The organism is Isoptericola sp. NPDC019693, from assembly GCF_044389085.1.
Taxonomy (GTDB): Bacteria; Actinomycetota; Actinomycetes; order Actinomycetales; family Cellulomonadaceae; genus Isoptericola.
In genome coordinates, this window is sequence record NZ_JBIRXP010000001.1 from 894,577 (window position 1) to 917,726 (window position 23,150).

The 23,150-nt window shown below is 74.3% G+C and carries 21 protein-coding genes and 1 riboswitch; of the genes, 6 read left to right on the forward strand and 15 right to left on the reverse strand.

Translation table 11 applies throughout. From position 1 onward, the window contains the following. From ribD to ACH436_RS04300, 6 genes are all read right to left on the reverse strand, one after another. A complete protein-coding gene (ribD, locus tag ACH436_RS04275; RefSeq protein WP_430558918.1) occupies positions 1 to 1,068 on the reverse strand; it encodes a bifunctional diaminohydroxyphosphoribosylaminopyrimidine deaminase/5-amino-6-(5-phosphoribosylamino)uracil reductase RibD in 1,068 nt (355 codons plus the stop codon). Positions 1,069 to 1,206: 138 nt separating this feature from the next. Next, positions 1,207 to 1,336: riboswitch (FMN riboswitch) on the reverse strand. Between the two features lie 98 nt (positions 1,337 to 1,434). Then, a complete protein-coding gene (locus tag ACH436_RS04280; RefSeq protein ID WP_430558919.1) occupies positions 1,435 to 2,478 on the reverse strand; it encodes a hypothetical protein in 1,044 nt (347 codons plus the stop codon). A gap of 40 nt (positions 2,479 to 2,518) precedes the next feature. After that, positions 2,519 to 4,102 (reverse strand): ribosome biogenesis GTPase Der, encoded by a 1,584-nt coding sequence (gene der, locus ACH436_RS04285; protein ID WP_430558920.1) that lies wholly within the window; start codon positions 4,100 to 4,102, stop codon positions 2,519 to 2,521. Positions 4,103 to 4,194: 92 nt separating this feature from the next. After that, positions 4,195 to 4,887, reverse strand: coding sequence for a (d)CMP kinase (gene cmk, locus ACH436_RS04290; protein ID WP_430558921.1), 693 nt, complete (start codon positions 4,885 to 4,887; stop codon positions 4,195 to 4,197). Positions 4,888 to 5,023: 136 nt separating this feature from the next. Then, positions 5,024 to 5,893 carry a pseudouridine synthase gene (locus ACH436_RS04295; RefSeq protein WP_430558922.1) on the reverse strand — a complete coding sequence of 290 codons (870 nt, stop codon included), beginning with the start codon at positions 5,891 to 5,893 and terminating at the stop codon, positions 5,024 to 5,026. A 70-nt stretch (positions 5,894 to 5,963) separates the two neighbouring features. Then, entirely contained in the window at positions 5,964 to 6,602 is a 639-nt protein-coding gene (locus ACH436_RS04300) for a TetR/AcrR family transcriptional regulator (RefSeq protein ID WP_430558923.1), read from the reverse strand. A gap of 105 nt (positions 6,603 to 6,707) precedes the next feature. On the opposite strand from ACH436_RS04300, the gene ACH436_RS04305 reads away from it, so the two are divergent. Beyond that, entirely contained in the window at positions 6,708 to 7,130 is a 423-nt protein-coding gene (locus tag ACH436_RS04305; protein WP_430558924.1) for an organic hydroperoxide resistance protein, read from the forward strand. A gap of 73 nt (positions 7,131 to 7,203) precedes the next feature. On the opposite strand, the gene ACH436_RS04310 is transcribed toward ACH436_RS04305, so the two are convergent. The 5 genes from ACH436_RS04310 to ACH436_RS04330 all read right to left on the reverse strand — a co-directional run bounded on the left by ACH436_RS04310 (position 7,204) and on the right by ACH436_RS04330 (position 12,100). Beyond that, on the reverse strand, positions 7,204 to 7,926 hold the full coding sequence (locus ACH436_RS04310) for an SMC-Scp complex subunit ScpB (RefSeq protein WP_430558925.1): 723 nt from the start codon (positions 7,924 to 7,926) through the stop codon (positions 7,204 to 7,206). Further along, on the reverse strand, positions 7,923 to 8,933 hold the full coding sequence (locus ACH436_RS04315; protein WP_430558926.1) for a segregation and condensation protein A: 1,011 nt from the start codon (positions 8,931 to 8,933) through the stop codon (positions 7,923 to 7,925). Before ACH436_RS04315 ends, ACH436_RS04310 begins: the two co-directional genes overlap by 4 nt. Beyond that, complete coding sequence (locus ACH436_RS04320; RefSeq protein ID WP_430558927.1) at positions 8,917 to 9,885, reverse strand: ParA family protein; 969 nt, start codon at positions 9,883 to 9,885, stop codon at positions 8,917 to 8,919. The genes ACH436_RS04315 and ACH436_RS04320 overlap by 17 nt, the downstream gene beginning before the upstream one ends. A gap of 74 nt (positions 9,886 to 9,959) precedes the next feature. Then, positions 9,960 to 10,967: a site-specific tyrosine recombinase XerD gene (locus tag ACH436_RS04325; RefSeq protein WP_430558928.1), complete on the reverse strand. Its 1,008-nt coding sequence runs from the start codon at positions 10,965 to 10,967 to the stop codon at positions 9,960 to 9,962. A gap of 113 nt (positions 10,968 to 11,080) precedes the next feature. Beyond that, positions 11,081 to 12,100 (reverse strand): heme o synthase, encoded by a 1,020-nt coding sequence (locus tag ACH436_RS04330; RefSeq protein ID WP_430558929.1) that lies wholly within the window; start codon positions 12,098 to 12,100, stop codon positions 11,081 to 11,083. A 409-nt stretch (positions 12,101 to 12,509) separates the two neighbouring features. On the opposite strand from ACH436_RS04330, the gene tkt reads away from it, so the two are divergent. The 5 genes from tkt to pgl all read left to right on the forward strand — a co-directional run bounded on the left by tkt (position 12,510) and on the right by pgl (position 19,296). Continuing rightward, entirely contained in the window at positions 12,510 to 14,645 is a 2,136-nt protein-coding gene (tkt, locus tag ACH436_RS04335; RefSeq protein ID WP_430558930.1) for a transketolase, read from the forward strand. A 100-nt stretch (positions 14,646 to 14,745) separates the two neighbouring features. Further along, positions 14,746 to 15,864, forward strand: coding sequence for a transaldolase (gene tal, locus ACH436_RS04340; RefSeq protein WP_430558931.1), 1,119 nt, complete (start codon positions 14,746 to 14,748; stop codon positions 15,862 to 15,864). A gap of 78 nt (positions 15,865 to 15,942) precedes the next feature. Next, positions 15,943 to 17,484 carry a glucose-6-phosphate dehydrogenase gene (gene zwf, locus ACH436_RS04345; protein WP_430558932.1) on the forward strand — a complete coding sequence of 514 codons (1,542 nt, stop codon included), beginning with the start codon at positions 15,943 to 15,945 and terminating at the stop codon, positions 17,482 to 17,484. A gap of 82 nt (positions 17,485 to 17,566) precedes the next feature. Beyond that, entirely contained in the window at positions 17,567 to 18,517 is a 951-nt protein-coding gene (gene opcA, locus ACH436_RS04350; RefSeq protein ID WP_430558933.1) for a glucose-6-phosphate dehydrogenase assembly protein OpcA, read from the forward strand. After that, positions 18,514 to 19,296, forward strand: a complete 783-nt coding sequence (gene pgl / locus ACH436_RS04355) for a 6-phosphogluconolactonase (protein WP_430558934.1) — start codon at positions 18,514 to 18,516, stop codon at positions 19,294 to 19,296. The genes opcA and pgl overlap by 4 nt, the downstream gene beginning before the upstream one ends. Before the next feature lie 31 nt (positions 19,297 to 19,327). Here the strand turns inward: pgl and ACH436_RS04360 are convergent, their stop codons facing one another. The 4 genes from ACH436_RS04360 to secG all read right to left on the reverse strand — a co-directional run bounded on the left by ACH436_RS04360 (position 19,328) and on the right by secG (position 23,016). Further along, complete coding sequence (locus ACH436_RS04360; RefSeq protein WP_430558935.1) at positions 19,328 to 21,016, reverse strand: glycosyltransferase family 61 protein; 1,689 nt, start codon at positions 21,014 to 21,016, stop codon at positions 19,328 to 19,330. 272 nt (positions 21,017 to 21,288) lie between these two features. Next, entirely contained in the window at positions 21,289 to 22,185 is an 897-nt protein-coding gene (locus ACH436_RS04365) for a phenylalanine 4-monooxygenase (RefSeq protein ID WP_430558936.1), read from the reverse strand. A 76-nt stretch (positions 22,186 to 22,261) separates the two neighbouring features. Continuing rightward, on the reverse strand, positions 22,262 to 22,627 hold the full coding sequence (locus ACH436_RS04370) for an RNA polymerase-binding protein RbpA (protein WP_430558937.1): 366 nt from the start codon (positions 22,625 to 22,627) through the stop codon (positions 22,262 to 22,264). A gap of 146 nt (positions 22,628 to 22,773) precedes the next feature. After that, positions 22,774 to 23,016, reverse strand: coding sequence for a preprotein translocase subunit SecG (gene secG, locus ACH436_RS04375; RefSeq protein ID WP_380326827.1), 243 nt, complete (start codon positions 23,014 to 23,016; stop codon positions 22,774 to 22,776). Positions 23,017 to 23,150 lie beyond the last annotated feature (134 nt).

Genomic DNA, 23,150 nt, shown 5'->3' on the forward strand with positions numbered 1-23,150 from the left:
TCAGCGCTCCTTCCGCGGCCGCAGGGCGAGCCGCACGGTGGGGGTGTCGGTGGGGTCGTCGGGGTCCCGGGGCAGCACGGCGACGTCGAGGAGGTCGAGGCGCGCGGCGTCGGCGATCGTGCCGATGCCGAGGTCCGCGACCGCGGCCGCGCCCACGCCGAGCAGCACCGGCGCGACGTACGCGACGACGTCGTCGACCAGCCCGGCGCGCCAGAACGCGGCCGCCAGGGCGGGCCCGCCCTCGAGCAGCACGTGGCGGTGCTCGCGGTACCAGAGCACCTCCAGGACCTCGTGGGGGTCGTGGGTGCGCAGGTGCAGCACGGGCTCGCCCGCCGCGGCGGCGCGGGCGAGGCGGGACGACGCCGGCAGGTCGCGCAGCCCGACGACGACCCGGTCGGGCTGCGGGCCCGTCAGCGGGGCGTGGCGCACGGTGAGGTCGGGGTCGTCGGCGAGCGCCGTGCCGGTGCCGACGAGGACGGCGTCCACGCCGGCACGCAGGCGGTGCACGTCCTGCCGCGCGGCGCGCCCGGTGATCCAGCGCGACGTGCCGTCGGCGGCCGCGGAACGCCCGTCGAGCGTGCTCGCGACCTTCCAGGTCACGACGGGGCGGCCGAGCTCCAGAGCGCGCGTCCAGGTGGCGTTGAGGGCGCGGGCCTCGTCGGCGAGGACGCCCCCGACCACCTCGACGCCTGCGGCACGCAGGCGCGCGGCGCCGCCGGAGGCGGCAGGGTTGGGGTCGTGCTGAGCGTGCACGACGCGCGCGACGCCGGCGGACAGCAGCGCGTCCACGCAGGGGCCGGTACGGCCGTGGTGGTTGCAGGGCTCGAGCGTGACGACGGCGGTGGTGCCTCGGGCGCCGCCCGGGCCGCGGGCCTCGGTCGCCCCGCGCAGGGCCTCGACCTCCGCGTGCGGCGTGCCCGCGCCGCGGTGGAAGCCCTCCGCGACGGTCGCACCGTCCGCGTCGAGGAGCACGCAGCCCACCCGGGGGTTGGGCCCGCGGGCCGGCACCCGCGCGGCCAGCTCCAGCGCACGCTGCATCGCGGCGCGCTCCGCCGTGGTGGCACTCATCCGTCCTGCCCCTGTCGTCCGGTCGCGGACCCCGGGGCAGGAAGGCGGGGTCGGACGTGCTCGCGCCGACCGGTCACGGGTCGTCACGACGGACGACGCCGGCCGAGGCGGCCGGGGGACGGACCGGACGGGGAGCCGTCGCGTGCGCTTCCCATCCGGACTTTGACCGTCGGTCCAGGAGTTTCACCTGATCAACCGGTCACAGGCTGTGACCGGGTCGCGGACTATCACCGCCGGCTCGGAATTTCACCGACCCCAGAGCACGCGAGCAATTCGCTCGTCATCGCTGACCGTGCCACGCCGCGTGTCGGCCTGGCAAGCCCGAGTGGCGGACGTCTCACGGGCGGGAGCGTCGTCCGGCGCCGGTCAGTGCGCCCGCGGCCCGGCGGCGCGGCGCTGGTCGTCCCGCCCGAGAGCGACGCCGAGGGCGGCGAGCACGACGAGGTCCACCACCAGCCCCGCGACCGCCACCCACTGCACGGCGCGGAACGCGAGCAGCTGGGTGACCAGCAGGCTCACGAGGACCCCGCGGCGCACCCACACGGCGCCGGCGCGGTGGTCCCCCGGCCCGACGACGAGGGCCCGCACGACGCACGCCACCGTGACGGCGACGGCCCCGAGGATGCCCACGCCCACCCAGGCCGGGACGGCGACGCCCCCGAGCAGCACCCGCAGCGCCACGACGACCGAGCCCGCGCCGGTGCCCAGCACGGCCACCACGACGACCGCGGCCGCCCACCGGTGCTCCATGGCGCCGGCGAACCACGCCGACACCCGCACGACCAGGGAGCGCACCGGGTCGGGCACGGTCACGTCGTCGCGCGGCACGGCCTCCACGAGGGCGGCCACCTCGTCGCCGGCCGGCTCGCCCCGGCCCCGCTCGACCAGGGAGCGCGCCTCGTCGCGCTCCGCGTCCGTGAAGCCGCCGGCCACCCCGGCGACGGCGCGGTCGGTCGCGACGGCCAGGTACTCCGCGGGATGGTGCGCCCGCCGGCCGTGCAAGGCCTCGACCAGGAGCACGAGGACCACCACGACCGCGTAGATGAGCGCTGCCGTCGGCTCGTAGAAGTAGTCGTTGTCCGAGGTGACGAACTTGCCGATCTCGTCGACGAACAGCCCGAAGCCGACCCCGCCCAGCACCGCCCCGAGCGACCGCGGCGCCGGTCCCACCCAGGAGAGCAGCACCACCACCGCGAGCGCCATGCCGAGCCCGCCCCACAGCACGTGCGCGACGTGCAGCCCGCCTCCGCCCACCTGCGGGTAGCCGGACGCGGCGAGCAGGAACCTCGTCACCAGCACCGTCGCCACCGCGACCACCAGGAACGTCACCAGGTGGCGCACCGCCGACGTGTCGCGCGCCGCGCCGAGGCGCAGCAGGCGACCACGACGGGCCATCGGGTCCGTGCTCATCGGCAGCTCATCGGCAGCTCATCGGCAGCTCATCGGCGAGTCAGCGACGCCGCTTCTCCCGCACGCGGACGCTGATCTCGATGGGCGACCCCTCGAAACCGAAGGTCTCGCGCAGGCGTCGCTCGATGAAGCGGCGGTAGCCCGCCTCGAGGAACCCCGTCGCGAAGATGACGAAGCGCGGCGGGCGGGTCGAGGCCTGCGTGCCGAACAGGATGCGCGGCTGCTTGCCGCCCCGCAGGGGGTGCGGGTGGGCGGCCACGAGCTCACCGAGGAAGGCGTTCAGCCGGCCGGTGGGGATGCGGGTGTCCCACGACTCGAGGGACGTCTCGAGCGCGCGGGTCAGCTTGTCGGTGTGCCAGCCGGTGCGGGCGGAGACGTTGACGCGCGGCGCCCACTGCACCTGCACCAGGTCCTTCTCGATCTCGCGCTCGAGGTACGGGCGACGGTCGTCGTCCATGAGGTCCCACTTGTTGTACGCGATCACGAGCGCACGGCCCGCGTCGACCGCCTGCGAGATCACCCGCGTGTCCTGCTCCGTCATCGGCTGCGACGCGTCGACCAGGACGACGGCCACCTCGGCCTTCTCGATCGCCGCCTGCGTGCGCAGCGAGGCGTAGAAGTCCGCGCCCCGTGTCTGGTGCACGCGGCGGCGGATGCCCGCGGTGTCGACGAACCAGTAGGGCACGCCCTTGATCTCGACGAGCTCGTCGACCGGGTCGCGCGTGGTGCCCGCGGTCTCGTCGACGACGACGCGGTCGGCGCCGGCGATCTTGTTCAGCAGGGACGACTTGCCGACGTTGGGGCGACCCACGAGAGCGACGCGGCGCGGGCCCGCGGGCCGCAGCTCACCGTGCTCGGAGACCTCGGGCAGCACCTTCATCGCGGCGTCCAGGAGGTCTCCGGTGCCACGGCCGTGCAGCGCGGAGACGGGGTGCGGCTCGCCCAGGCCGAGGGACCACAGGTAGGCGGCGTCCGCCTCGCCCGACGGGCCGTCCACCTTGTTGGCGCACAGCACGACGGGCTTGCCCGAGCGGCGCAGCAGCTCCACGACGCGCTCGTCCGTCGACGTCGCGCCGACGGTGGAGTCGACGACGAAGATCACGGCGTCGGCCAGCTCGACGGCGACCTCCGCCTGCTCGGCGACCTTCGACTCGATGCCCGCGACGTCGACCTCCCAGCCGCCCGTGTCCACGAGCGTGAACTCGCGCCCCGACCACTCGCCCGAGTAGCTCACCCGGTCGCGCGTGACGCCCGGGGTGTCCTCCACGACGGCCTCGCGGCGGCCGAGGATGCGGTTGACGAGCGTCGACTTGCCGACGTTCGGGCGCCCGACGACGGCGAGCACCGGCAGCGGGGCCTCGCCCGGTCCGGAGCCCTCCTCGTCCCACTCGGCGTCCAGCAGGGCGCGGTCGGCCTCGTCGAGGTCGAAGTCCTCCAGCCCGGCACGCAGCGCGCGCTCGCGCGCCTCGTCATCACCGTCGGACTCGAGGACCTCCGCCACGGCGTCGCGGCCCTCGGTGTCCGCATGGTCCGCGGGCGCCGCGGCGACGCCGGGCGCGGGCGGGGCGGTGGGCTCGTCGGTGGGCTCGGCAGCGGGCACGGAGCCGTCGGCGGGAGTGGTCATGCGCACCATTCTCCCAGGCCGAGCGGCGTGTCACGAACGAGACCCGCGTCACCGGCCCCGGCACCGCGTCCGCGGGCGGGCGCGACGACGTGTCAGGCGGTGACCTGCGCGACGACCGCGAGGACGGCGTCGACCGTCTGGTCGAAGTCGAGGTCGGACGAGTCGACCGTGACCACGCCGTCGGCCGCGACCTGGAACTGGCTCACGGTGGAGTCGTCACGGTCACGGCGCAGCACCTGGTCGCGCGTCGCCTCGACGGCGGACTCGTCGGCCGCACCGTGCACCTCGAGCGACCGGCGGCGCAGGCGGGCCTCCTCGCTCGCGGTGAGCAGGACGCGGGCGTCCGCGTCCGGGGCGACCACGGTCGTGATGTCGCGCCCCTCCGCGACGATGCCCCGGCCGCCCGAGAAGCCGCCCGGGGCGCTCTCGGCCTCGATGGCCTCCCGCTGCCGGCGACGGAGCTCGGCGCGCACGTCGAGGTTGGTCGCCACCTGGGAGACGGCGGTGGACACCTCCGTCGTGCGGATCGCGGCCGCGACGTCGCGACCGCCGAGGTGCACGCTCGGGGCGGCCGGGTCGACGCCCATCTCGAGCGGCATGGCACGCACGGCATCGGCCACCGCGCCCTGGTCGGCAAGGTCGGTGCCACCCTCGACGCACCACAGCGTCGCGGCCCGGTACATCGCGCCCGTGTCGAGGTAGGCGAGCCCCAGCCGGGACGCCACCGCCTTGGAGACGCTGGACTTGCCGGACCCGGAGGGACCGTCGACGGCGATGACGACCACGTGTGCTCACCTTCTGTTGTCGCGCGGGGTGCCGCGCGGGACTGCTGGACTGCTGGCTACTGCTGGACTGCTGGCTCCTGCTGGGCTCCCGGGCCCTAAGCCCGGGCGGGGGCCGCGGCGAACGGGAGCGCCGGGCTCACAGGTCGACGTCCCGCATGAGGGTGCCGAGCTCGGTGCGCCCGAGCACCCGCGAGCGCCCGGCCCGCAGGTCGCCCAGGGCGATGGGGCCGATGCGGGTGCGCACCAGCCGCGTGACCGGGAAACCGACGGCGTCGAGCATGCGCCGCACGATCCGGTTGCGGCCCTCGTGCAGCACCACCTCGAGCATGATCTCGCCGGGCACGGAGTCCACCACGCGGACCTTGTCGGCACGCGCGAGGCCGTCCTCGAGCTCGACGCCGTCCGTGAGCTGCTTGGCGTGACGCGGGTAGAACTCGCCGCCCGACACGGTGACCAGGTACGTCTTGCGGATCTCGTAGCGCGGGTGGGCGAGGCGGTTCGCCAGCTCGCCGTCGTTGGTGAGCAGCAGCAGGCCCTCGCTGTCGGCGTCGAGGCGGCCGACGTGGAACAGCCGCTCCGGCCGGTCCTTGACCAGGTCGGCGAGCGTGGGGCGGCCCTCCGGGTCGCTCATCGTCGAGACCACGCCCAGGGGCTTGTTCAGGGCGAGGGTGATCTTCGAGGTGTCGAGCTGCACGCGCATGCCGTCCACGTGCACGACGGCGGTCGCCGGGTCGACGCGGACGCCGAGCTCCGTCACCAGCACGCCGTCCACCTCGACGTGGCCCTCGGCGATGAGCTCCTCGCACTTGCGCCGCGAGCCCAGGCCCGCCTGGGCGAGCACCTTCTGCAGCCGGACCCCGTCGGCGACGTGCACGTCCCGGTCCGGCGCGGCGGAGCGGGGTGCGGGGCGACGGGACGGCGCCTGCCGCGCGCGCTGCGAGCGCTGGGCGGCGGGACCCTGGGGACGGCTGGTGCGGCGGCTCCCGCCGCGGCGTTCGGTGCTCATGGTGCCCGATTGTCTCAGGTCCGTCCCGACCTGCTCGACACGGCCGCCCGTGCACCGCCCGACGCGCCGGTCATCCCCGTCGATGGGCGGCCAGCACCGCGGCGAAGCCCGCGGCGAGGCGAGGCGCGACGACGCTCGCGTCGTCGACGTCCCCGCACACCATCGCCCCGTCGCGCAGCATCATCAGCTCGGCGGCCGCCGCCGACGGGTCGTCGGCGCCGCCGTCGCGCGCGACGGCCGCCAGGAAGCTCGTGTACCAGGCCCGGTGGCCGGCCACCGCACGGCGGACGGGGTGGGCGGGGTCGGCGAACTCGGCGCCGGCGTTGACGAACGCGCACCCGCGGAACCGGTCGCCCCGGGCCACCTCGCCGAGGGCGCCCGCGAGCGCCTCGAGCGTGCCCTCCGCGTCGCCCGGGTGCTGCGACCGGAGCTCCTCCAGCCGCGCACGCTCCGTCGCGGCGAGCCCGTCCAGGTACGCGACGACGAGGTCGTCCTTCGTCGGGAAGTGCCGGTAGAAGGTGACCTTCGACACCCCGGCGGCCGCGATGACCTTGTCCGCGCTCACCGCGCGGACCCCCTCGGCGTAGAACAGCGCGCTGCCCGCCTCGACGATCCGCTCGCGCACCTGCCCACGACCCTGCCCACGACCCTGCCCGCGGGGCTGACCGGCCGGTCCGCGCGCCGGTTCCTCGGGCCTGCTGGTCTCCATCTGCCCAACCTCTCATGTCCGGCGCACCACGGGCGCCTGCTTGCGGCGACGGGCGCCGCGTGATCTAGTAGACGAACTAGTAACTCTACCGAGAGGGCGCACATCATGAGCGCGATCTACACCGCAGTCGCCACGGCCACCGGGGACGGTCGGGACGGACGCTCCCGGACCGACGACGGGGTGCTCGACGTCGACCTCGCGATCCCCAAGGAGATGGGCGGCGCGGGCGGCGCCACGAACCCCGAGCAGCTCTTCGCCGCGGGGTACGCCGCCTGCTTCCACTCCGCGCTGAAGCTCGTCGCGCGGCGGGAGAAGGCCACCGTGAGCGACTCCGCCGTCGTGGCCGAGGTCTCGCTGCACCCGACGCCCGAGGGCGGGTTCGGGCTCGCCGTCGCCCTGCACGCCGAGCTCGGCGGCGTCGACCAGGCCACGGCCGACGCCCTCGTCGCCGCCGCGCACCAGGTCTGCCCGTACTCGAACGCGACGCGCGGGAACGTCGACGTCACGGTCGACGCGACGATCGCCTGACGACCCGAGCGACGGCCCGGGCGGCCACCGCGTCGGCACCGCCGTGGGCGCCTGACGGCCGGGCCACCGACCGTCAGGCGCCGAGCCCGTCCTCCGCCAGCCCGCTGCGGAGGGCCGAGGACGGGTCCAGGGCGATCGCCTCCCCCACGTCCGGCAGGTGCGGGGCCAGCGGCGGCAGGGCGTCGAGCGACGCCCAGCCCATCCGGTCGAGGAACTCGCCCGTCGTGCCGAAGAGCACCGCCCCGGTCATCGGGTCCTGGCCCGTCTCCGCGATGAGGCCACGCGCCAGCAGGGTGCGCACCACACCGTCGACGCTGACCCCCCGCACCGCCGAGACCTGCCCGCGCGTCACGGGCTGGCGGTACGCGATGACGGCGAGGGTCTCCAGCGCCGCCTGGCTGAGGCGGGACGACTGCCCCTCGAGCACGAAGGCGCCCACGACGTCGGCCTGGGCGCGCGCCGAGTAGACGCGCCAGCCCTCGGCGCCCTCGCGCAGCTCGAAGCCCCGCGGCCGGCCGCCCGTCTCGCCCCGGTACTCCGCCGCCAGGTCCTCCAGCACCCCGGCGACCTCCTGCACGGGCCGGGAGACCCCCGCCGCGAGCCGCTCCACGGGCACCGGGGACTCCGCGACCATGAGCACCGCCTCCAGCGCCGCCGGCAACCCGCCCGGGAGGTCGTCGACGTCCACCTCGACCTCGGCCGGCGCGCCCTCGACCTCCGACCCGACCCTCGACCCGGTCTCCGTCTCGGTCTCCGGTTCGACGGCGTCCTCGCGCTCGTCCGTCCCCTGCGTCATGCCACGACCTCCGTCACGCCTGCGCCACCGGCCCGGGACGCGCCCCCGCCGTCGTCCTGTCCCGGCGGCGTCCCGTCGAACTCCTCGAACCCCGCCGCGAGCGCGTCGTCGTCCTCGACGTCGGGGTCGTCGTGATCGGCGTCGCGGCTGTCGTCGCGGTCGCCGCCGGCTCCTGCCGTCCACCGCACGGTGAGCTCACCGAGGGCGGTCGCCTGCTCGAACGCCACCCGCCCCGAGCGGAACAGCTCCAGCAGCGCGAGGAAGCGCGCCACGGCCACGAGCCGCTCCTCCCCCGCCACGAGGGCGCGGAACGTCGCGACGTGCTCGCGCCGCAGGCGGCGCGCCACCACGCCCGCCTGCTCCCGCACGCTCACCGCGGGGGCGTGCAGATGGTCGAGCCCGACCACGGGCGGAAGCCTGGGCTCCAGGGCCTTGGCCGCCAGCTCGGCGAGGCGCGCGCCGTCGAGGGTCCACACCAGCTCCGGCAGCAGCGCCGTGAGATGCGGCTCGAGCGGGACCGACCGCGGGACGCGGCGGCCCTCGGTCTCGAGCCGCTCGGCGAAGAGCCGGGAGACCTCCTTGTACGCCCGGTACTGCAGCAGCCGGGCGAACAGCAGGTCGCGGGCCTCCAGCAGCTCGAGGTCCTCGGCGTCCTCCTCGACCACCCCCGGCAGCAGCCGCGCGGCCTTGAGGTCGAGCAGGGTGGCCGCGATCACGAGGAACTCGCTCGCCGTGCCGAGGTCCCACGACGGGTGCTCCTCGCCGCGTGCGGTCGCCTCGCGCGCGGCCTCGTCGGCCGCACGGATGTGCGCGACGAACTCGTCCGTCACGGCCGCGAGCGCCACCTCGGTGACGTCGAGCTCGTGCTTCGCGATCAGGGAGAGCAGCAGGTCGAACGGGCCGGAGAAGTTGTCGAGGTGCACCTCGAACCCCGGCCGAGACTCGGACCCGTCGGCCGGGCCGACCGCCGGGCCCTGCTCCGGGGCGACGTCAGGCGGCGTCGCCACGGGCGACGAGCTCCCGCGCGAGCTGCCGGTACGCGGCCGCACCGGCGTGGGTCGGGGCGTAGTTCGTGATGGGCTCCGCCGCGACCGACGCGTCGGGGAACTTCACGGTGCGGCCGATGACGGTGTGCAGCAGCGTGTCGCCGAACGCCTCGTGCACGCGGGCCACGACCTCGCGCGAGTGCAGGGTGCGCGAGTCGTACATGGTCGGCAGGATGCCGTCGATCTCCAGCGCGGGGTTGAGCCGGTCGCGCACCTTCTCGATCGTCTCCACGAGCAGCGCGACGCCGCGCAGGGCGAAGAACTCGCACTCCAGCGGGATGAGCACGCCGTGCGCGGCCGTGAGGGCGTTGACCGTGAGCAGGCCGAGCGACGGCTGGCAGTCCACGAGGATCACGTCGTAGTCGTCGAGGGCCGGGCGCAGCGCGCGGGCGAGCACCGACTCGCGGGCCACCTCGCCGACCAGCTGCACCTCGGCGGCCGACAGGTCGATGTTCGCGGGCAGCACGTCCAGGCCCTCGATGTTCGTGGGCTGCAGCACGTCGGTGTAGCTGACGTCGCGCTCCATGAGCAGGTTGTAGACGCTGAGGTCGAGGTCGTGCGGGCTGACGCCGACGCCCACCGAGGCGGCGCCCTGCGGGTCGAAGTCGACCAGGAGGACGCGGCGGCCGTACTCGGCGAGCGCGGCGCCCAGGTTGATCGTCGTGGTGGTCTTGCCGACGCCGCCCTTCTGGTTGCACATCGCGACGATGCGCGCGGGCCCGTGGGACGCCAGCGGCGCGGGGTCGCGGAAGTCGGGCAGGGGCCGCCCGACGACGTCGGTGCGCGGCTCCTCGGGCCCGCCGGCCGGACTGCCCGGCACGGGGCTGGTCGCGGTGACCGCGGCCGGTGAGGCGTCGCTCGTGGTCGTCTGCGTCATGGTGTCGCTCCCGAGTCCCTCGCTCACCTGCGTCACGCTACCCCAGGGCCTCCCGGGGCCAGGGCGGCACGCCGGGCGCGCCGCCCTTCCGCCCGGACCGCCGCAAGGGCTCAGCCGAGGGCTCGGGGGTGGGCGGCGGCGTAGACCTCGCGCAGCGCGTCGCGCGTCACCATCGTGTAGATCTGCGTGGTCGTCACCGAGGCGTGCCCCAGCAGCTCCTGCACCACGCGCACGTCCGCCCCGCCGGCGAGCAGGTGGGTGGCGAACGAGTGCCGCAGCGTGTGCGGCGACACGTGCTGGGTCAGCCCCGCGTCCTCCGCCGCGCCCTGCAGCACCGACCAGGCGCTCTGTCGCGACAGGCGCGCGCCGCGCGTGTTGAGGAACAGCGCCGGGGTCCCGCGGCCCGCCGCCGCGAGCGCCGCCCGCGCCCGCACCAGGTACGCCTCCAGCGCCGTGCGCGCGTACGACCCGACCGGCACGACGCGCTCCTTATCCCCCTTGCCGCGCAGGCGGACGGACCCCGCGCGCGGCACGCCGTCGTCGTCGGGAGCGCCGCCGCGCCCGCCCTCGGCGTCGAGGAGACCGTCGACGTCGTCGACGTCGAGCCCGACCACCTCGCTGATCCGGCCGCCGGTGGAGTAGAGCAGCTCGAGCAGCGCCCGGTCGCGCAGCGGCACCGGGCCGTCCCCGGCGCCCGCCGCGTCGAGCAGGCGGGCCACCTCGTCGATCGACAGCGCGTGCGGCAGCCGCCGCAGCGCGCTCGGGGCGTGCACCTGCGACGCCGGGTCGGCGCTCGTGGTGCCCTCGGCGTGAGCGAACCGGTGCCAGCCACGGACCGCCGCGAGCGCGCGCGCCGTCGACGACGGGGAGAGCGGCGCCCCGCCGTCCGACCCCTGGCGGAGCACCACCACGTACTCCTCGACGTCCCGCTCCCCCACGTCGCCGAGCACCGAGCGCCCGGTCGCGTGCAGGTGCCGGGCGTAGCGACCCAGGTCGCGGCGGTAGGCCGCCACGGTGTTGGCCGAGAGGCCGCGCTCCACGCCGAGGTGCGCCAGGTAGTCCTGCAGCGCGGTCGCCAGGGCGGGCGGGAGGGGCGGGGCGGACGACACGTCGGGCACCGGGACATCATGCCCCGGGGCGGTGACGCCCGGGCCCGAGGCGCGGCGACGGGCGCCCGGGACGCCGGCGGCCGCCGGCGCGGAACCGGCGGGGACGGCGGGCCGCCGTGGGCTCAGAACGGCAGGAAGACGTCCACCGCGACGGCGATGAAGAGCACCGTGAGGTACGTGATCGAGCCGTGGAAGACCTTCATCGCGCCGAGCTTGCCGCGCTCGGGGTGGTCCGCGCGGCGCAGCATCGCGATGACGAGCCAGAGGAACCAGCCGCCCGACACCACCGCGACCGCTGAGTAGAACCAGGACATCCCGGCGAGCGGGATCAGCGCGAGCGAGCAGGCGATCATCGCGACGGTGTGCGCGACCATCTCGACCGCCACGCGGCGGTCCGTGGCGACGACCGGCAGCATCGGGACGCCGGCGTTGGCGTAGTCCTTCTTGAACTTCACGGACAGCGGCCAGTAGTGCGGCGGCGTCCAGAAGAAGATCACGCCGAAGAGCGCCACGGCGGCCCAGCTGAGCGACTCCGTCACCGCGGCCCAGCCGATGAAGACGGGCATGCAGCCCGCGATCCCGCCCCACACGATGTTCTGGGGCGTGCGCCGCTTGAGGATCATCGTGTAGCCGACCACGTAGATCGCGATGGCCGCGAAGGTGAGCCACGCCGCCGGGACGTTGACCAGCAGGGCGAACCACAGCAGCGACACCACGCCGAGCACGGTGGCGAACACGAGGGCCGCCCGCGGGGTGATCTCCCCCGTGGCCAGGGGGCGTCGCTTGGTGCGGTTCATCACCTGGTCGATGTCGCGGTCCAGGTAGCAGTTGAAGACGTTCGCCGACGCGGCGGCGAGCGTGCCGCCCACGAGGGTCAGCAGCACCAGCCACAGCGACGGCAGACCGCCCTCGGCCAGGATCATCGTCGGCAGCGTCGTGACGAGCAGCAGCTCGATGATGCGCGGCTTGGTCAGCGCGACGTACGCCCCGAGCCGGTCACGCCATCCGGCACCCGGCGCGCCCCCGCCCTGGTCCGCGTCGCGGCGGTCCGCCCGGTCCGCATCGGCACGCTCGCGCTCGGCCCGCACGGCCGCGCGGGTCGGCGCCTGGGGGTGGGACGTCGTGGTGCTCGTGGTGCTCACGCGCGTGCTTGTCCGTTCTCGGCTGGGGGTCCGGGGAGCTCGGGCGACGTGGGACGGTCGCCGCCTCATCGTACGCCGAGGTCAGCGTCACGGCGGCCGGGGCGACGCCCTCTGCGCTGTGAGAAATGCCCGCGCAGGCGTCATCTCCCCGGACATCCTCCGGCGGGCGCGGCGCCCCGCTCAACTGGTGGGACGAACCGTGCCGGGACAGGCGTGCCGGGAATGCTCGGCGCTAGGGTGGTGCTGCACAACGGTGAACTGCGGGCCGTCCACCCCGGCCGGCCCCGCGCCACCGTGCCCCGCCGTCGCCCCCGAGGACCCCCTGCGGCGTCCGACGCGACGGCGCCCCGTACCGGCAGAGCAGCAGCAATCACCCGGGGCTCGCTCCGGGCAGGAAAGAGGCACATCTGTGAACGCGTTCGACCCCGTCGTCGCCCCGCTCGAGTGGAGCTCGCTCGACGACCGCGCGGTGAAGACCATCAAGGCGCTGGCGGCCGACGCCGTCGAGAAGGTCGGCAACGGCCACCCCGGCACCGCCATCTCCCTGGCACCCGCCGCGTACCTGCTGTTCGGCAAGACGATGCGGCACGACCCCTCCGACCCGCACTGGGTCGGTCGTGACCGGTTCGTCCTCTCCGCGGGCCACTCCTCGCTCACGCTGTACCTGCAGCTGTTCCTCTCCGGCTACGGCATGGAGCTGGACGACCTCGAGGCGCTGCGCACCTGGGGCTCGCAGACCCCCGGCCACCCCGAGTACCGGCACACCCCCGGCGTCGAGATCACCACCGGCCCGCTCGGCCAGGGCCTCGCCTCCGCCGTCGGCATGGCGTTCGCGGCCCGCCGCGAGCGGGGTCTGCTGGACCCCGACGCCGCGCCCGGCGAGTCGCCGTTCGACCACCACGTGTACGTCATCGCCTCCGACGGCGACCTGCAGGAGGGCGTCACCTCCGAGGCGTCGTCGCTCGCCGGCACGCAGAAGCTCGGCAACCTCGTGGTGATCTGGGACGACAACAAGATCTCCATCGAGGACGACACGGACATCGCGTTCACCGAGGACACCCTCGCGCGCTACGCCGCGTACGGCTGGCACACCCAGCGGGTGGACTGGACGCAGGGCGGCACCGGCTACGCCGAGGACGTCGACGCGCTCGCCGCGGCCATCGCGGCCGCGAAGGCCGAGACCGACCGCCCGTCGTTCATCGCGCTGCGCACCATCATCGGCTGGCCGTCGCCCACCAAGCAGAACACCGGCGGCATCCACGGCTCCGCGATGGGCGCCGACGAGGTCGCGGGCCTCAAGGTCGCGCTCGGGCTGGACCCGGAGGCCACGTTCGCGGTCGACGACGAGGTCCTCGAGTACACCCGCGACGTCGCCGGGCGCCAGGCCGACCAGCGCGCCGCCTGGGACCGCTCGTACGAGGCGTGGCGCACCGCCGCCCCGGAGCGCGCCGCCCTGCTCGACCGCCTCGCCGCGCACGAGCTGCCCGCCGGCTGGACCGACGAGCTGCCCGTCTTCGAGGCCTCCGAGAAGGGTGTCGCCACCCGCGCCGCCTCCGGCAAGGTGCTCACCGCGCTCAAGGACGTGCTGCCCGAGCTGTGGGGCGGCTCCGCCGACCTCGCCGGCTCGAACAACACCACGATGGACGGCGAGCCGTCGTTCATCCCCGTCGAGCACGCGACCAAGAAGTTCCCGGGCAACCCCTACGGGCGCACCCTGCACTTCGGCATCCGCGAGCACGGCATGGGCGCGATCCTCAACGGCATCGTGCTGCACGGTCTCACCCGCCCGTACGGCGGCACCTTCCTGCAGTTCGCGGACTACATGCGCGCCTCGGTGCGCCTCGCGGCGCTCATGGAGATCCCGACGACGTTCGTGTGGACCCACGACTCCATCGGCCTGGGCGAGGACGGCCCCACGCACCAGCCCGTCGAGCACCTCGCCGCGCTGCGCGCCATCCCCGGCCTCGACGTCGTGCGCCCCGCGGACGCGAACGAGACCGCCTGGGCCTGGCGCGGCATCCTCGAGAACACGGCCAACCCCGCCGGCATCGTGCTCACCCGCCAGAACGTCCCGACGTTCCCGCGCGGCACCGACGGCTTCGCCGGCGCCGAGGGCACCCTCAAGGGCGCGTACACGCTGCTGGACGCGACGAACGACGAGACCGGCGCACCCGACGTCGTCCTCGTCGGCACCGGCTCCGAGGTGCAGCTCGCCGTCCAGGCGCGCGAGCAGCTCGCCGCCGAGGGGATCGCCGCCCGCGTCGTGTCCATGCCGAGCCGCGAGTGGTTCGACAAGCAGGACGCCGCGTACCGCGAGTCGGTGCTCCCGTCCGCGGTGAAGGCGCGCGTCTCCGTCGAGGCGGGCGTCGCCCAGGGCTGGCGCGACGTGGTCGGTGACGCCGGCCGCAGCGTCTCGCTCGAGCATTACGGAGCGTCGGCCGACTACCAGACGCTGTACCGGGAGTTCGGGATCACGGCGGAGGCCGTCGCGGCCGCCGCCCGGGAGTCGCTCGCCGCCGTGCGCGGCGCTGGCGACGCCGCCTGAGCGCTCGTAGATTCCCAGGGTGGGGCGTCGCCCGGCGGCGCCCCACCCGGCCCTCGTCGAGACATCGCCGGCGGGGGTCTCCGACCTGGAAGGACGTCCGATGACGCAGAGCACCGTCCCCGCCCCGATCACCGACCTGACCGGCGCCGGGGTGTCCATCTGGCTCGACGACCTGTCGCGGGAGCGCCTGCGCAGCGGCAACCTCGCGGCCCTCGTCGCCGAGCGCGGCGTCGTCGGCGTGACGACGAACCCCACGATCTTCGCCAAGGCGCTCTCCAGCGGCGACGCGTACGACGCGCAGCTGGCCGAGCTCGCCGGCAGCGACGTGGACTCCGCCGTCGAGACGATCACCACCGACGACGTCCGCGCCGCCGCCGACCTCCTCCGCCCGGTCTACGACGCCACGGACGGCGTGGACGGCCGCGTGTCGATCGAGGTCGACCCCCGCCTCGCGTACGACGCCGACAAGACCGTCGTCGTCGCCGAGCGGCTGTGGCGCACCGTCGACCGCCCGAACGTCTTCATCAAGATCCCCGCGACCGTGCCCGGTCTGGACGCGATCTCGCGGACCCTCGCCCAGGGCATCAGCGTCAACGTCACCCTGATCTTCTCCATCGAGCGGTACCGCGCCGTCATGGAGGCGTTCGCGATCGGCCTCGAGCAGGCGCGCGCCGACGGCATCGACCTCGGCCCGGTCGGATCGGTGGCGTCGTTCTTCGTCTCGCGGGTCGACTCCTCGGTGGACGCCGCCCTGGAGAAGATCGGCACCCCCGAGGCCCTCGACCTGCGCGGCCAGGCCGCCGTCGCGAACGCCCGCCTCGCCTTCGAGGCCTACGAGCAGTTCGTGGGCACGGACCGGTGGCGTTCGCTCGCGGCGTCCGGCGCGCACCCGCAGCGGCCGCTGTGGGCGTCGACGGGCGTGAAGAACCCGGAGTACTCCGACACCCTGTACGTCTCCGAGCTGGTCACGGACGGCGTGGTGAACACGATGCCCGAGCCGACGCTGCAGGCGTTCGCCGACCACGGCGTCGTCACGGGCGACACGGTCCGCGGCACCGCGGGCGCGGCGCGCCGCACCATCGAGACCATCGAGGCCCTCGGCGTCTCCCTCACCGAGGTCACCGACCACCTCGAGACGGACGGCGTCCGCAAGTTCGAGGACTCCTGGACCGAGCTCCTGGACACCGCGTCCGCCGGGCTGAAGGCCCAGGGCGCCTGAGCTCTCCCCCGGGGGCGCCACGGCGCCCCCGGGTCCGCACCACCTCCCGCCCGCACGACGAAGAACGGTGCCCACCTCGTGAGACCGGCCAAGATCACCGCCGAGCACAACCCCCTGCGCGACCCCCTCGACCTGCGTCTGCCCCGCATCGCCGGGCCCAGCGGCCTCGTGATCTTCGGGGTCACGGGCGACCTGTCCCGCAAGAAGCTCATGCCCGCCGTCTACGACCTGGCCAACCGCGGCCTGCTGCCGCCCGGGTTCGCGCTGACGGGCTTCGCCCGCCGCGACTGGGAGGACGAGGACTTCGCGCAGGTCGTGCACGACGCCGTCAAGGAGCACGCCCGCACGCCCTTCCGCGAGGCCACCTGGCGCCAGCTCGCCGAGGGCATCCGTTTCGTGCAGGGGTCGTTCGACGACGACGAGGCGTTCGAGCGCCTTCGCCAGACCGTCGAGCAGCTCGACGCCGAGCGCGGCACCGGCGGCAACCACGCCTTCTACCTGTCCGTGCCGCCCAGCGCGTTCCCCCAGGTCTGCCGGCAGCTGTCCGAGTCGGGGCTGTCCAAGTCCTCCCCGGACGCGTGGCGCCGCGTCGTCATCGAGAAGCCGTTCGGGCACGACCTCGAGAGCGCGCGCGAGCTCGACGCCGTCGTCTCCCAGGTCTTCGACCCGGAGTCGGTCTTCCGCATCGACCACTACCTCGGCAAGGAGACGGTCCAGAACCTCCTCGCCCTGCGGTTCGCGAACCAGATGTTCGAGCCGCTGTGGAACAGCAACTACGTCGACCACGTGCAGATCACGATGGCCGAGGACATCGGCATCGGCGGCCGCGCGAGCTACTACGACGGCATCGGCGCCGCCCGCGACGTCATCCAGAACCACCTGCTGCAGCTCCTGGCCCTCGTCGCCATGGAGGAGCCGGTCAACTTCGACGCCGAGGCCCTGCGCGCCGAGAAGATCAAGGCGCTGTCCTCCGTCCGCCTCCCCCGCGACCTCGGCCGGCACACCGCCCGCGGGCAGTACGCCTCCGGGTGGCAGGGCGGCGAGAAGGTCGTCGGGTTCCTCGAGGAGGAGGGCTTCAACCCCGACTCCACCACCGAGACGTTCGCCGCCGTGAAGCTCGAGATCGACAACCGGCGCTGGGCCGGCGTGCCGTTCTACCTGCGCACCGGCAAGCGCCTCGGCCGCCGCGTGACGGAGGTCGCCGTCGTCTTCAAGAAGGCGCCGCACCTGCCCTTCGAGTCGTCGCTCACGTCCGACCTGGGCAACAACGCGCTGGTCATCCGGGTGCAGCCCGACGAGGGCGTCACCCTGCGCTTCGGCGCCAAGGTCCCCGGCACCGCCATGGAGGTCCGCGACGTCACGATGGACTTCGGGTACGGCCACTCGTTCACCGAGTCCTCCCCCGAGGCCTACGAGCGCCTCATCCTCGACGTGCTCCTGGGCGACCCGCCGCTCTTCCCGACCCGCGAGGAGGTCGAGCTCTCCTGGAAGATCCTCGACCCGGTGACCGCCTACTGGGCGGGCAAGGGCAAGCCGGAGCAGTACGCGTCGGGCACGTGGGGCCCGGAGTCCGCCGACAAGATGATGGCCCGCGACGGCCGCTCGTGGCGGCGCCCGTGAGGCCCGCCCCCGCCCCGTACGGCGACGCGCGCGCCGCGGCGAGCCGCCCCCACCCGAGCCTCATCCACCCAGGAGAGCCCCGATGATCATCGACATGCCGGACACGACCACGAACGCGGTCGGCAAGCGGCTCGCCCACCTGCGCGACGAGGGCGGCGCGGTGGCGCTCGGCCGGGTCCTCACGCTCGTCGTCGTTGCGGAGGAGGCCGACATCGAGGACTCCGTCCGCGCCGCGAACCAGGCCAGCCACGAGCACCCCTGCCGGGTCGTGGTGGTCGCGCCGCTCGCGCAGCGCGACCGCTCCGCGCCGCGGCTCGACGCCGAGATCCGCGTCGGCGGCGACGCGGGCGCCTCCGAGGTGGTCGTGCTGCGCGCCGGCGGGCCGATGCTCGACCACCCGGACACCCTGGTCATGCCCCTGCTGCTGCCCGACGCCCCGATCGTCGTGTGGTGGCCGACGGGCGGCCCGGACGACCCGTCGGCGTCCCCGATGGGCGCGATGGCCCAGCGCCGCATCACGGACACGACGACGGCGGCCGACCCGGTCGCGATGCTGCACCGCCTGGCGGGAACGTTCAGCCCGGGCGACACCGACCTGGCGTGGGCGCGCGTCACCCTGTGGCGGGGGCTCATCGCGGCCGCGGTGGAGCAGCCTCCGTTCGAGCCCGTCACGGCGGTGACGGTCGAGGGCCAGGAGCAGCACACGTCCCTCGACCTGCTGGCCGCCTGGCTCGGTCAGCGCCTGCGCTGCCCCGCCACGGTCGTGCGGACGGACAGCGACGACGCCATCACCCGCGTGACGCTCGAGCGCAAGAGCGGGCCCATCGTGCTCGACCGCCCCGACGGGCGCGTCGTGACGATCACGCAGCCCGAGAAGCCGGAGCGCCGGATGGCGCTGCCCATCCGCGCGCTGAGCGAGGCCCTCATCGAGGAGCTGCGGCGCCTCGACCCCGACGAGCTCTACGGCGAGGTGCTCACCAAGGGCCTCACGCGCGTCGAGACCGTCCGGGCGAAGGCGAAGGCCAAGGCGTGAGCGCGCCGCTCGTCGTCGTCCACCCCGACGCCACGGTCCTCGCGGAGGCCGCCGCGGCCCGGCTGCTCACCCGCCTGCTCGACGCGCAGTCGGTCCGCACCCCGGTGCACGCCGTCCTCACGGGCGGGACCGTGGGGATCAGGACGCTCGAGGCCGTGGCCGCGAGCCCGCTGCGACCGGCCGTGGACTGGTCTGGGGTGCACCTGTGGTGGGGCGACGAGCGGTTCCTGCCCGACGGCTACCCGGACCGCAACGAGACCCAGGCCCGCGCCGCCCTGGTGGACGCGCTCGTCGCTGACTCCGGTCTGCCCGCCGGACAGGTCCACGCGATGCCGGCGCTCGGCGCCGTCGTCGAAGGCGTCACCGTGGAGACGCCCGAGCAGTCGGCCGCGGCCTACGCGGCCGAGCTCGCCGCGGCGGCGGAGCCCGCCTCCGCGTCGGAGGGCCCGGCCGTGCCGGAGTTCGACGTGCTGCTGCTCGGCATGGGACCGGACGGGCACGTCGCGTCGCTGTTCCCCGGCCACGAGGGCCTGGCGGCCGGCGGCGCGACCGTGGGGGTGCACGGTTCGCCCAAGCCGCCGCCGGAGCGCGTCTCCCTCACCTTCGACGCCCTCCGCCGCGCACGCGAGGTGTGGGTCGTCGCTGCCGGAGCCGAGAAGGCGGAGCAGGCCGCTGCGGCCCTGGCCGGCGGGGCGGTCACCGACGTCCCGGCGGCCGGGGCCCGCGGCACCGAGCGGACGCTGTGGCTGCTGGACGTCGCGGCGGCGACGCCCGCCTGACGGCGAGGTCGACCGGGTCGCTCACCGGACGTCACGACGACCCGAGCAGCCCCCGGAGCTCGTCGATGTTCCGTTCGACGTCGAAGTCCCACGCCGAGAAGAACGCCTCGCTCGACCAGCCCTCGTCGGGCTGCGGCACGTCGCCGGCGCTCCACAGGAAGTGCACGTCGCAGTCGAGCAGCAGGGAGACGACGTACTCGTTGCGCGCGGTGTACCCCTCCTGGTTCAGCACGATCACGGTCTCGACCTGACGGGCATAGATCAGGCTGAGCATCCCCGAGCCACCGAAGCCTGCGATCACCTTCGCCCGCGCGAAGGCGGACGCCTGCTCCTGCAGCGAGAGCACCTCGGGGTGGACGACGGTGAACCCGAAGCCTCGGAAGATCTCCTCGACCTCGTCGGTGTTCCGGCAGTCGCGCTTCATCCGGCCCGCCGGGCGCGAGACGAAGATCCGCTCTCCGTGGCCCTCGATCTCCGGCCGCACGAGCGTGTCGGCGAGGCGGTCCCAGGTCGACACCAACGACGGATGGATCGAGTAGGGCTCCGCGTAGTGCAGCAGCGGGCTGGCACCCGCCAGCCGGTCCACGCGCACCGGCCCGTCGACCACGACGACGTCCTCGGCGTCGATCCCGTACGCGCCGAGCAGCCGACGGTCGAGGGTGCTGACCCGGTCGCCGGGGGTACGCGCCTGGAGGATGACCTTGGCGTCGGGGTAGAGCGCCCGCACGTGTCCCCAGCCCCACAGCCGGGGGACGGTCTCGACCATGAGGTGGCCGAAGTGCGAGGCGAGGAACGGGTCCAGGTGGAAGTACGTGCCCGGCAGGTGCCTGACCGCGCGATGGCGTGCGGGGACCCGTGCGAAGGCGGCGTCGACGTCGTCCGCCCCAGGGCTCGTCAGCGTCGTGGCGTACGGGTACCTGAACGACTCCGGCAGGATCATCCCGGCAGCGTGCACGAGCCCTCGCGGCGCGACGGTCACCGGTCCCTCGTACACCCGGACCGTCGCCGCCGGATAGGCCACCGACGTGGCGAGCTCCCCGTCCCGCGGGAGCGCACCGTGCACCCGGGTCGGTGATCGGAGCGTGCCCGCCGCACGCCGTGCCACCACCTGTGCGGTGACGTCGCTCGACCGGCCTGCGACGACCTTCCCCACCTCGGACTCGCGCACCTTGAGGTGGTGGACGCCCCGCTTGACCACCACCGTGTGGGTGGGGGCGAGGGTCAGCGTCTCGACCGACGCCGCGAGGGCCCGGTCGCGCGGGTCCGGCAGCTTCTCCGCCACCCCCCGGCCCACAGCCCCGACGGCCCTGTGCACCACGCGGGCGCACGAGTCCTCCAACGGCCCGGCGCCGGCGCGGTGACGCACCAGGTGGACACCGCCCTGCCGCAGGTTCAGGAAGCCGCGGCGCCACACGCGGGCGTGCACGTCCTTGCCGTCCTCGGTGAGGTCGATCACGAGGTCGGGAGCAGGAAGCCGCCGAGTCACGCTGGCCCAGGCCGCAAGGTCCGGGACGTCGACCACGGTGACGGAGTCGTGCGCGGGGTCCCGGTCACGCTCCGGAGAGACGCCCACCCGCACGACGGTCACGTCGAACCCCTCGAGGCGCGAGGCGAGCGCCTCCGTCGCCGCCATTCCGCCCGACGCCGGGTCGGTGACGATCATGGCGCGTCGCGGCTGCTCGTCGTGCGGACCGACGAGCAGCACCGCCCCGTCGACCACGTCGACGGGGAGCGGAAGCGCGACACCCGGCCGGAGGCGCTGGCGAGGAGAGGGAGGGACGCCGCGCGCCAGGCGTCGCAGGAGTACGCGCACGGGAGACCTCCACGGGTGCACGCCGCCGGCACGACCGACGGGGGCGGGGACGACATCGCTTGGCGGACAGTATCGCGGCGGCTCCGGGCCGACAGGCCAACACCGCGTGAACATCCGGTTCACCGCGGGCGCGTCCTCGCGTGCGTACGGCGCACGGGCACGCGGAAGGCGTGCGTGCGCTAGCTCGCCGACCGGTGGCGGTCCGCGAGCAGCCGGGCGGGCGTCTCGTCGTCGAACTCCGCGAAGAACTCCCCCACGCGCTCGGTGAGCTCGCTCATCCCGTCGCACGCGAACAGGGTGGGCTGGTAGTGCGAGATGTCGTACTCCACGGTGCCCATCGAGTAGAAGTCGAGGGGCAGGATGGTGGCGCCGCGGAACTCCTCGATCTCGCCGTACGAGGACAGCAGGCCGGCGCCGTAGGCGCGCAGCTCCCCGTCCTCGTACATCACGCCGAACTCGATCGTGAACCAGAAGACGTCCGCCACGAACTGGAGCCCCTCGGCGGTCTCGCACCGGCGCGCCGCCTCGCCCGCCCGGCGCTTCACGTCGGCGATCGCGGGGTTCGCGAGCAGGTTCCCGTGGCCCACGACCTCGTGGATGATGTCCGGCTCGGGCGTGTACAGGGGCTGCGACCCGTGGCGCAGGTACTGCGTGGAGTGGAAGACGCCGTCGGCGAGCGAGCCGTAGAACTGGTCCAGCGGCACGAGCCCCGCGGCCGGGTGCAGCCGGAACCCGCTGAGCGGCTCCAGGCCGGCGCTCACCTCGTCGAGCTGCGGCACCCGCTCGGTCGGCAGGCCGAGGGCTTCCTTGCCCTCGAGGTAGCCGCGGATCGCCAGTCGCTCGTGCTTCGGGGCGAGCTCCGTGCACACCGTGCGCCAGATCTCGTTCTCCGCGTCCGTGTACTCGACGCGGGGCACGGGGTCGCCCGGCGACCAGCGCAGCGCGGGGCCCGCGATGGCCTCGCGCCGGCGCCGGTACTCCGGGTCGTTCGCGCCGGGGTGGTCGTCCGTGAGGTGCACCGTGACGCCGTGCTCGTCCTCGGTGACGGGGGCGTAGAGCTGACCTTCCTCGAACATGCGGCCAGACTACGCCCGGCGCCACCGTCTCGACAGGTGGACGTCCGGCAGCAGGGTCCTCGGGGAGCGGGCGGCGTCAGCTCGCCCGCCGCAGCCCCGTCCGGCGCGCCCGCAACGTCGCGAGGGCCTCCTCGAGGAGGGCGGCACCGTCCTCCTCGGAGCGGCGTTCCTTCACGTACGCCAGGTGCGTCTTGTACGGCTCGTTCCGCACCGGCGACGGCGGGTTGGCCGCGTCGAGCCCGGCGGGGAAGCCGCAGCGCGGACAGTCCCAGAACTCCGGAGGCTCGACGTCCTCGTTCGCCGAGAAGCTCGGTGTCGTCTCGTGCCCGTTCGCGCACCAGTAGGAGACCCGCACCCGGGGTGCCGCCTCGCCGCGCTCGGACTCTCCCAGCGGACCCGCACCCACGCGCGAGCCCCGGATCGCATGACCGGCTGTAGCCACGTCCTGTCGTCCTCACCTTCGATTCAGTGGGTGTGCCACCCACGGACGATCTTCGTGAACCGTCGGGCCCGGCTGGCGCCCGGCCCGTGTGCCCCCGCACCGGCCGAGCCTGGGCCCGAGCCGGTGATGGTCGTGCTCGTGCTCGCTCAGCTCACCTTCGTGATGAGACCGAGCAGCACGATCACGACGAACCAGACGAGCGCAAAGCTCACCGTGATCCGGTTGAGGTTGCGCTCGGCGACGCCGGAGCTGCCCGCCGCGCTCGAGATCCCCCCGCCGAACATGTCGGACAGCCCGCCGCCCTTGCCCTTGTGCATCAGGATGAGCAGGGTCAGGAAGGCGCTGGTGATCACCAGGAGAACCTGAAGGATGATCTGCAAAACGTCCACGGTGTCCTCGGCTGTCCTCGTTCGTCGTCCGCCCGCGGGGCGGGCATCTGTTCGTCACCCGACCAGGACGTCGTCCCGGCCGGGTCAAGAGTAAGTGACGGACGCCTCCCGAGGCGAACACCGATGTTTCCATC

Bases quoted from the DNA above. Each gene is read 5' to 3' on its own strand.
- ribD (WP_430558918.1), bottom strand. From the start codon at position 1,068: ATGAGTGCCACCACGGCGGAGCGCGCCGCGATGCAGCGTGCGCTGGAG.
- ACH436_RS04280 (WP_430558919.1), bottom strand. From the start codon at position 2,478: ATGAGCACGGACCCGATGGCCCGTCGTGGTCGCCTGCTGCGCCTCGGC.
- der (WP_430558920.1), bottom strand. From the start codon at position 4,102: ATGACCACTCCCGCCGACGGCTCCGTGCCCGCTGCCGAGCCCACCGAC.
- ACH436_RS04295 (WP_430558922.1), bottom strand. From the start codon at position 5,893: ATGAGCACCGAACGCCGCGGCGGGAGCCGCCGCACCAGCCGTCCCCAG.
- ACH436_RS04300 (WP_430558923.1), bottom strand. From the start codon at position 6,602: ATGGAGACCAGCAGGCCCGAGGAACCGGCGCGCGGACCGGCCGGTCAG.
- ACH436_RS04305 (WP_430558924.1), top strand. From the start codon at position 6,708: ATGAGCGCGATCTACACCGCAGTCGCCACGGCCACCGGGGACGGTCGG.
- ACH436_RS04310 (WP_430558925.1), bottom strand. From the start codon at position 7,926: ATGACGCAGGGGACGGACGAGCGCGAGGACGCCGTCGAACCGGAGACC.
- tal (WP_430558931.1), top strand. From the start codon at position 14,746: ATGACGCAGAGCACCGTCCCCGCCCCGATCACCGACCTGACCGGCGCC.
- opcA (WP_430558933.1), top strand. From the start codon at position 17,567: ATGATCATCGACATGCCGGACACGACCACGAACGCGGTCGGCAAGCGG.
- ACH436_RS04365 (WP_430558936.1), bottom strand. From the start codon at position 22,185: ATGTTCGAGGAAGGTCAGCTCTACGCCCCCGTCACCGAGGACGAGCAC.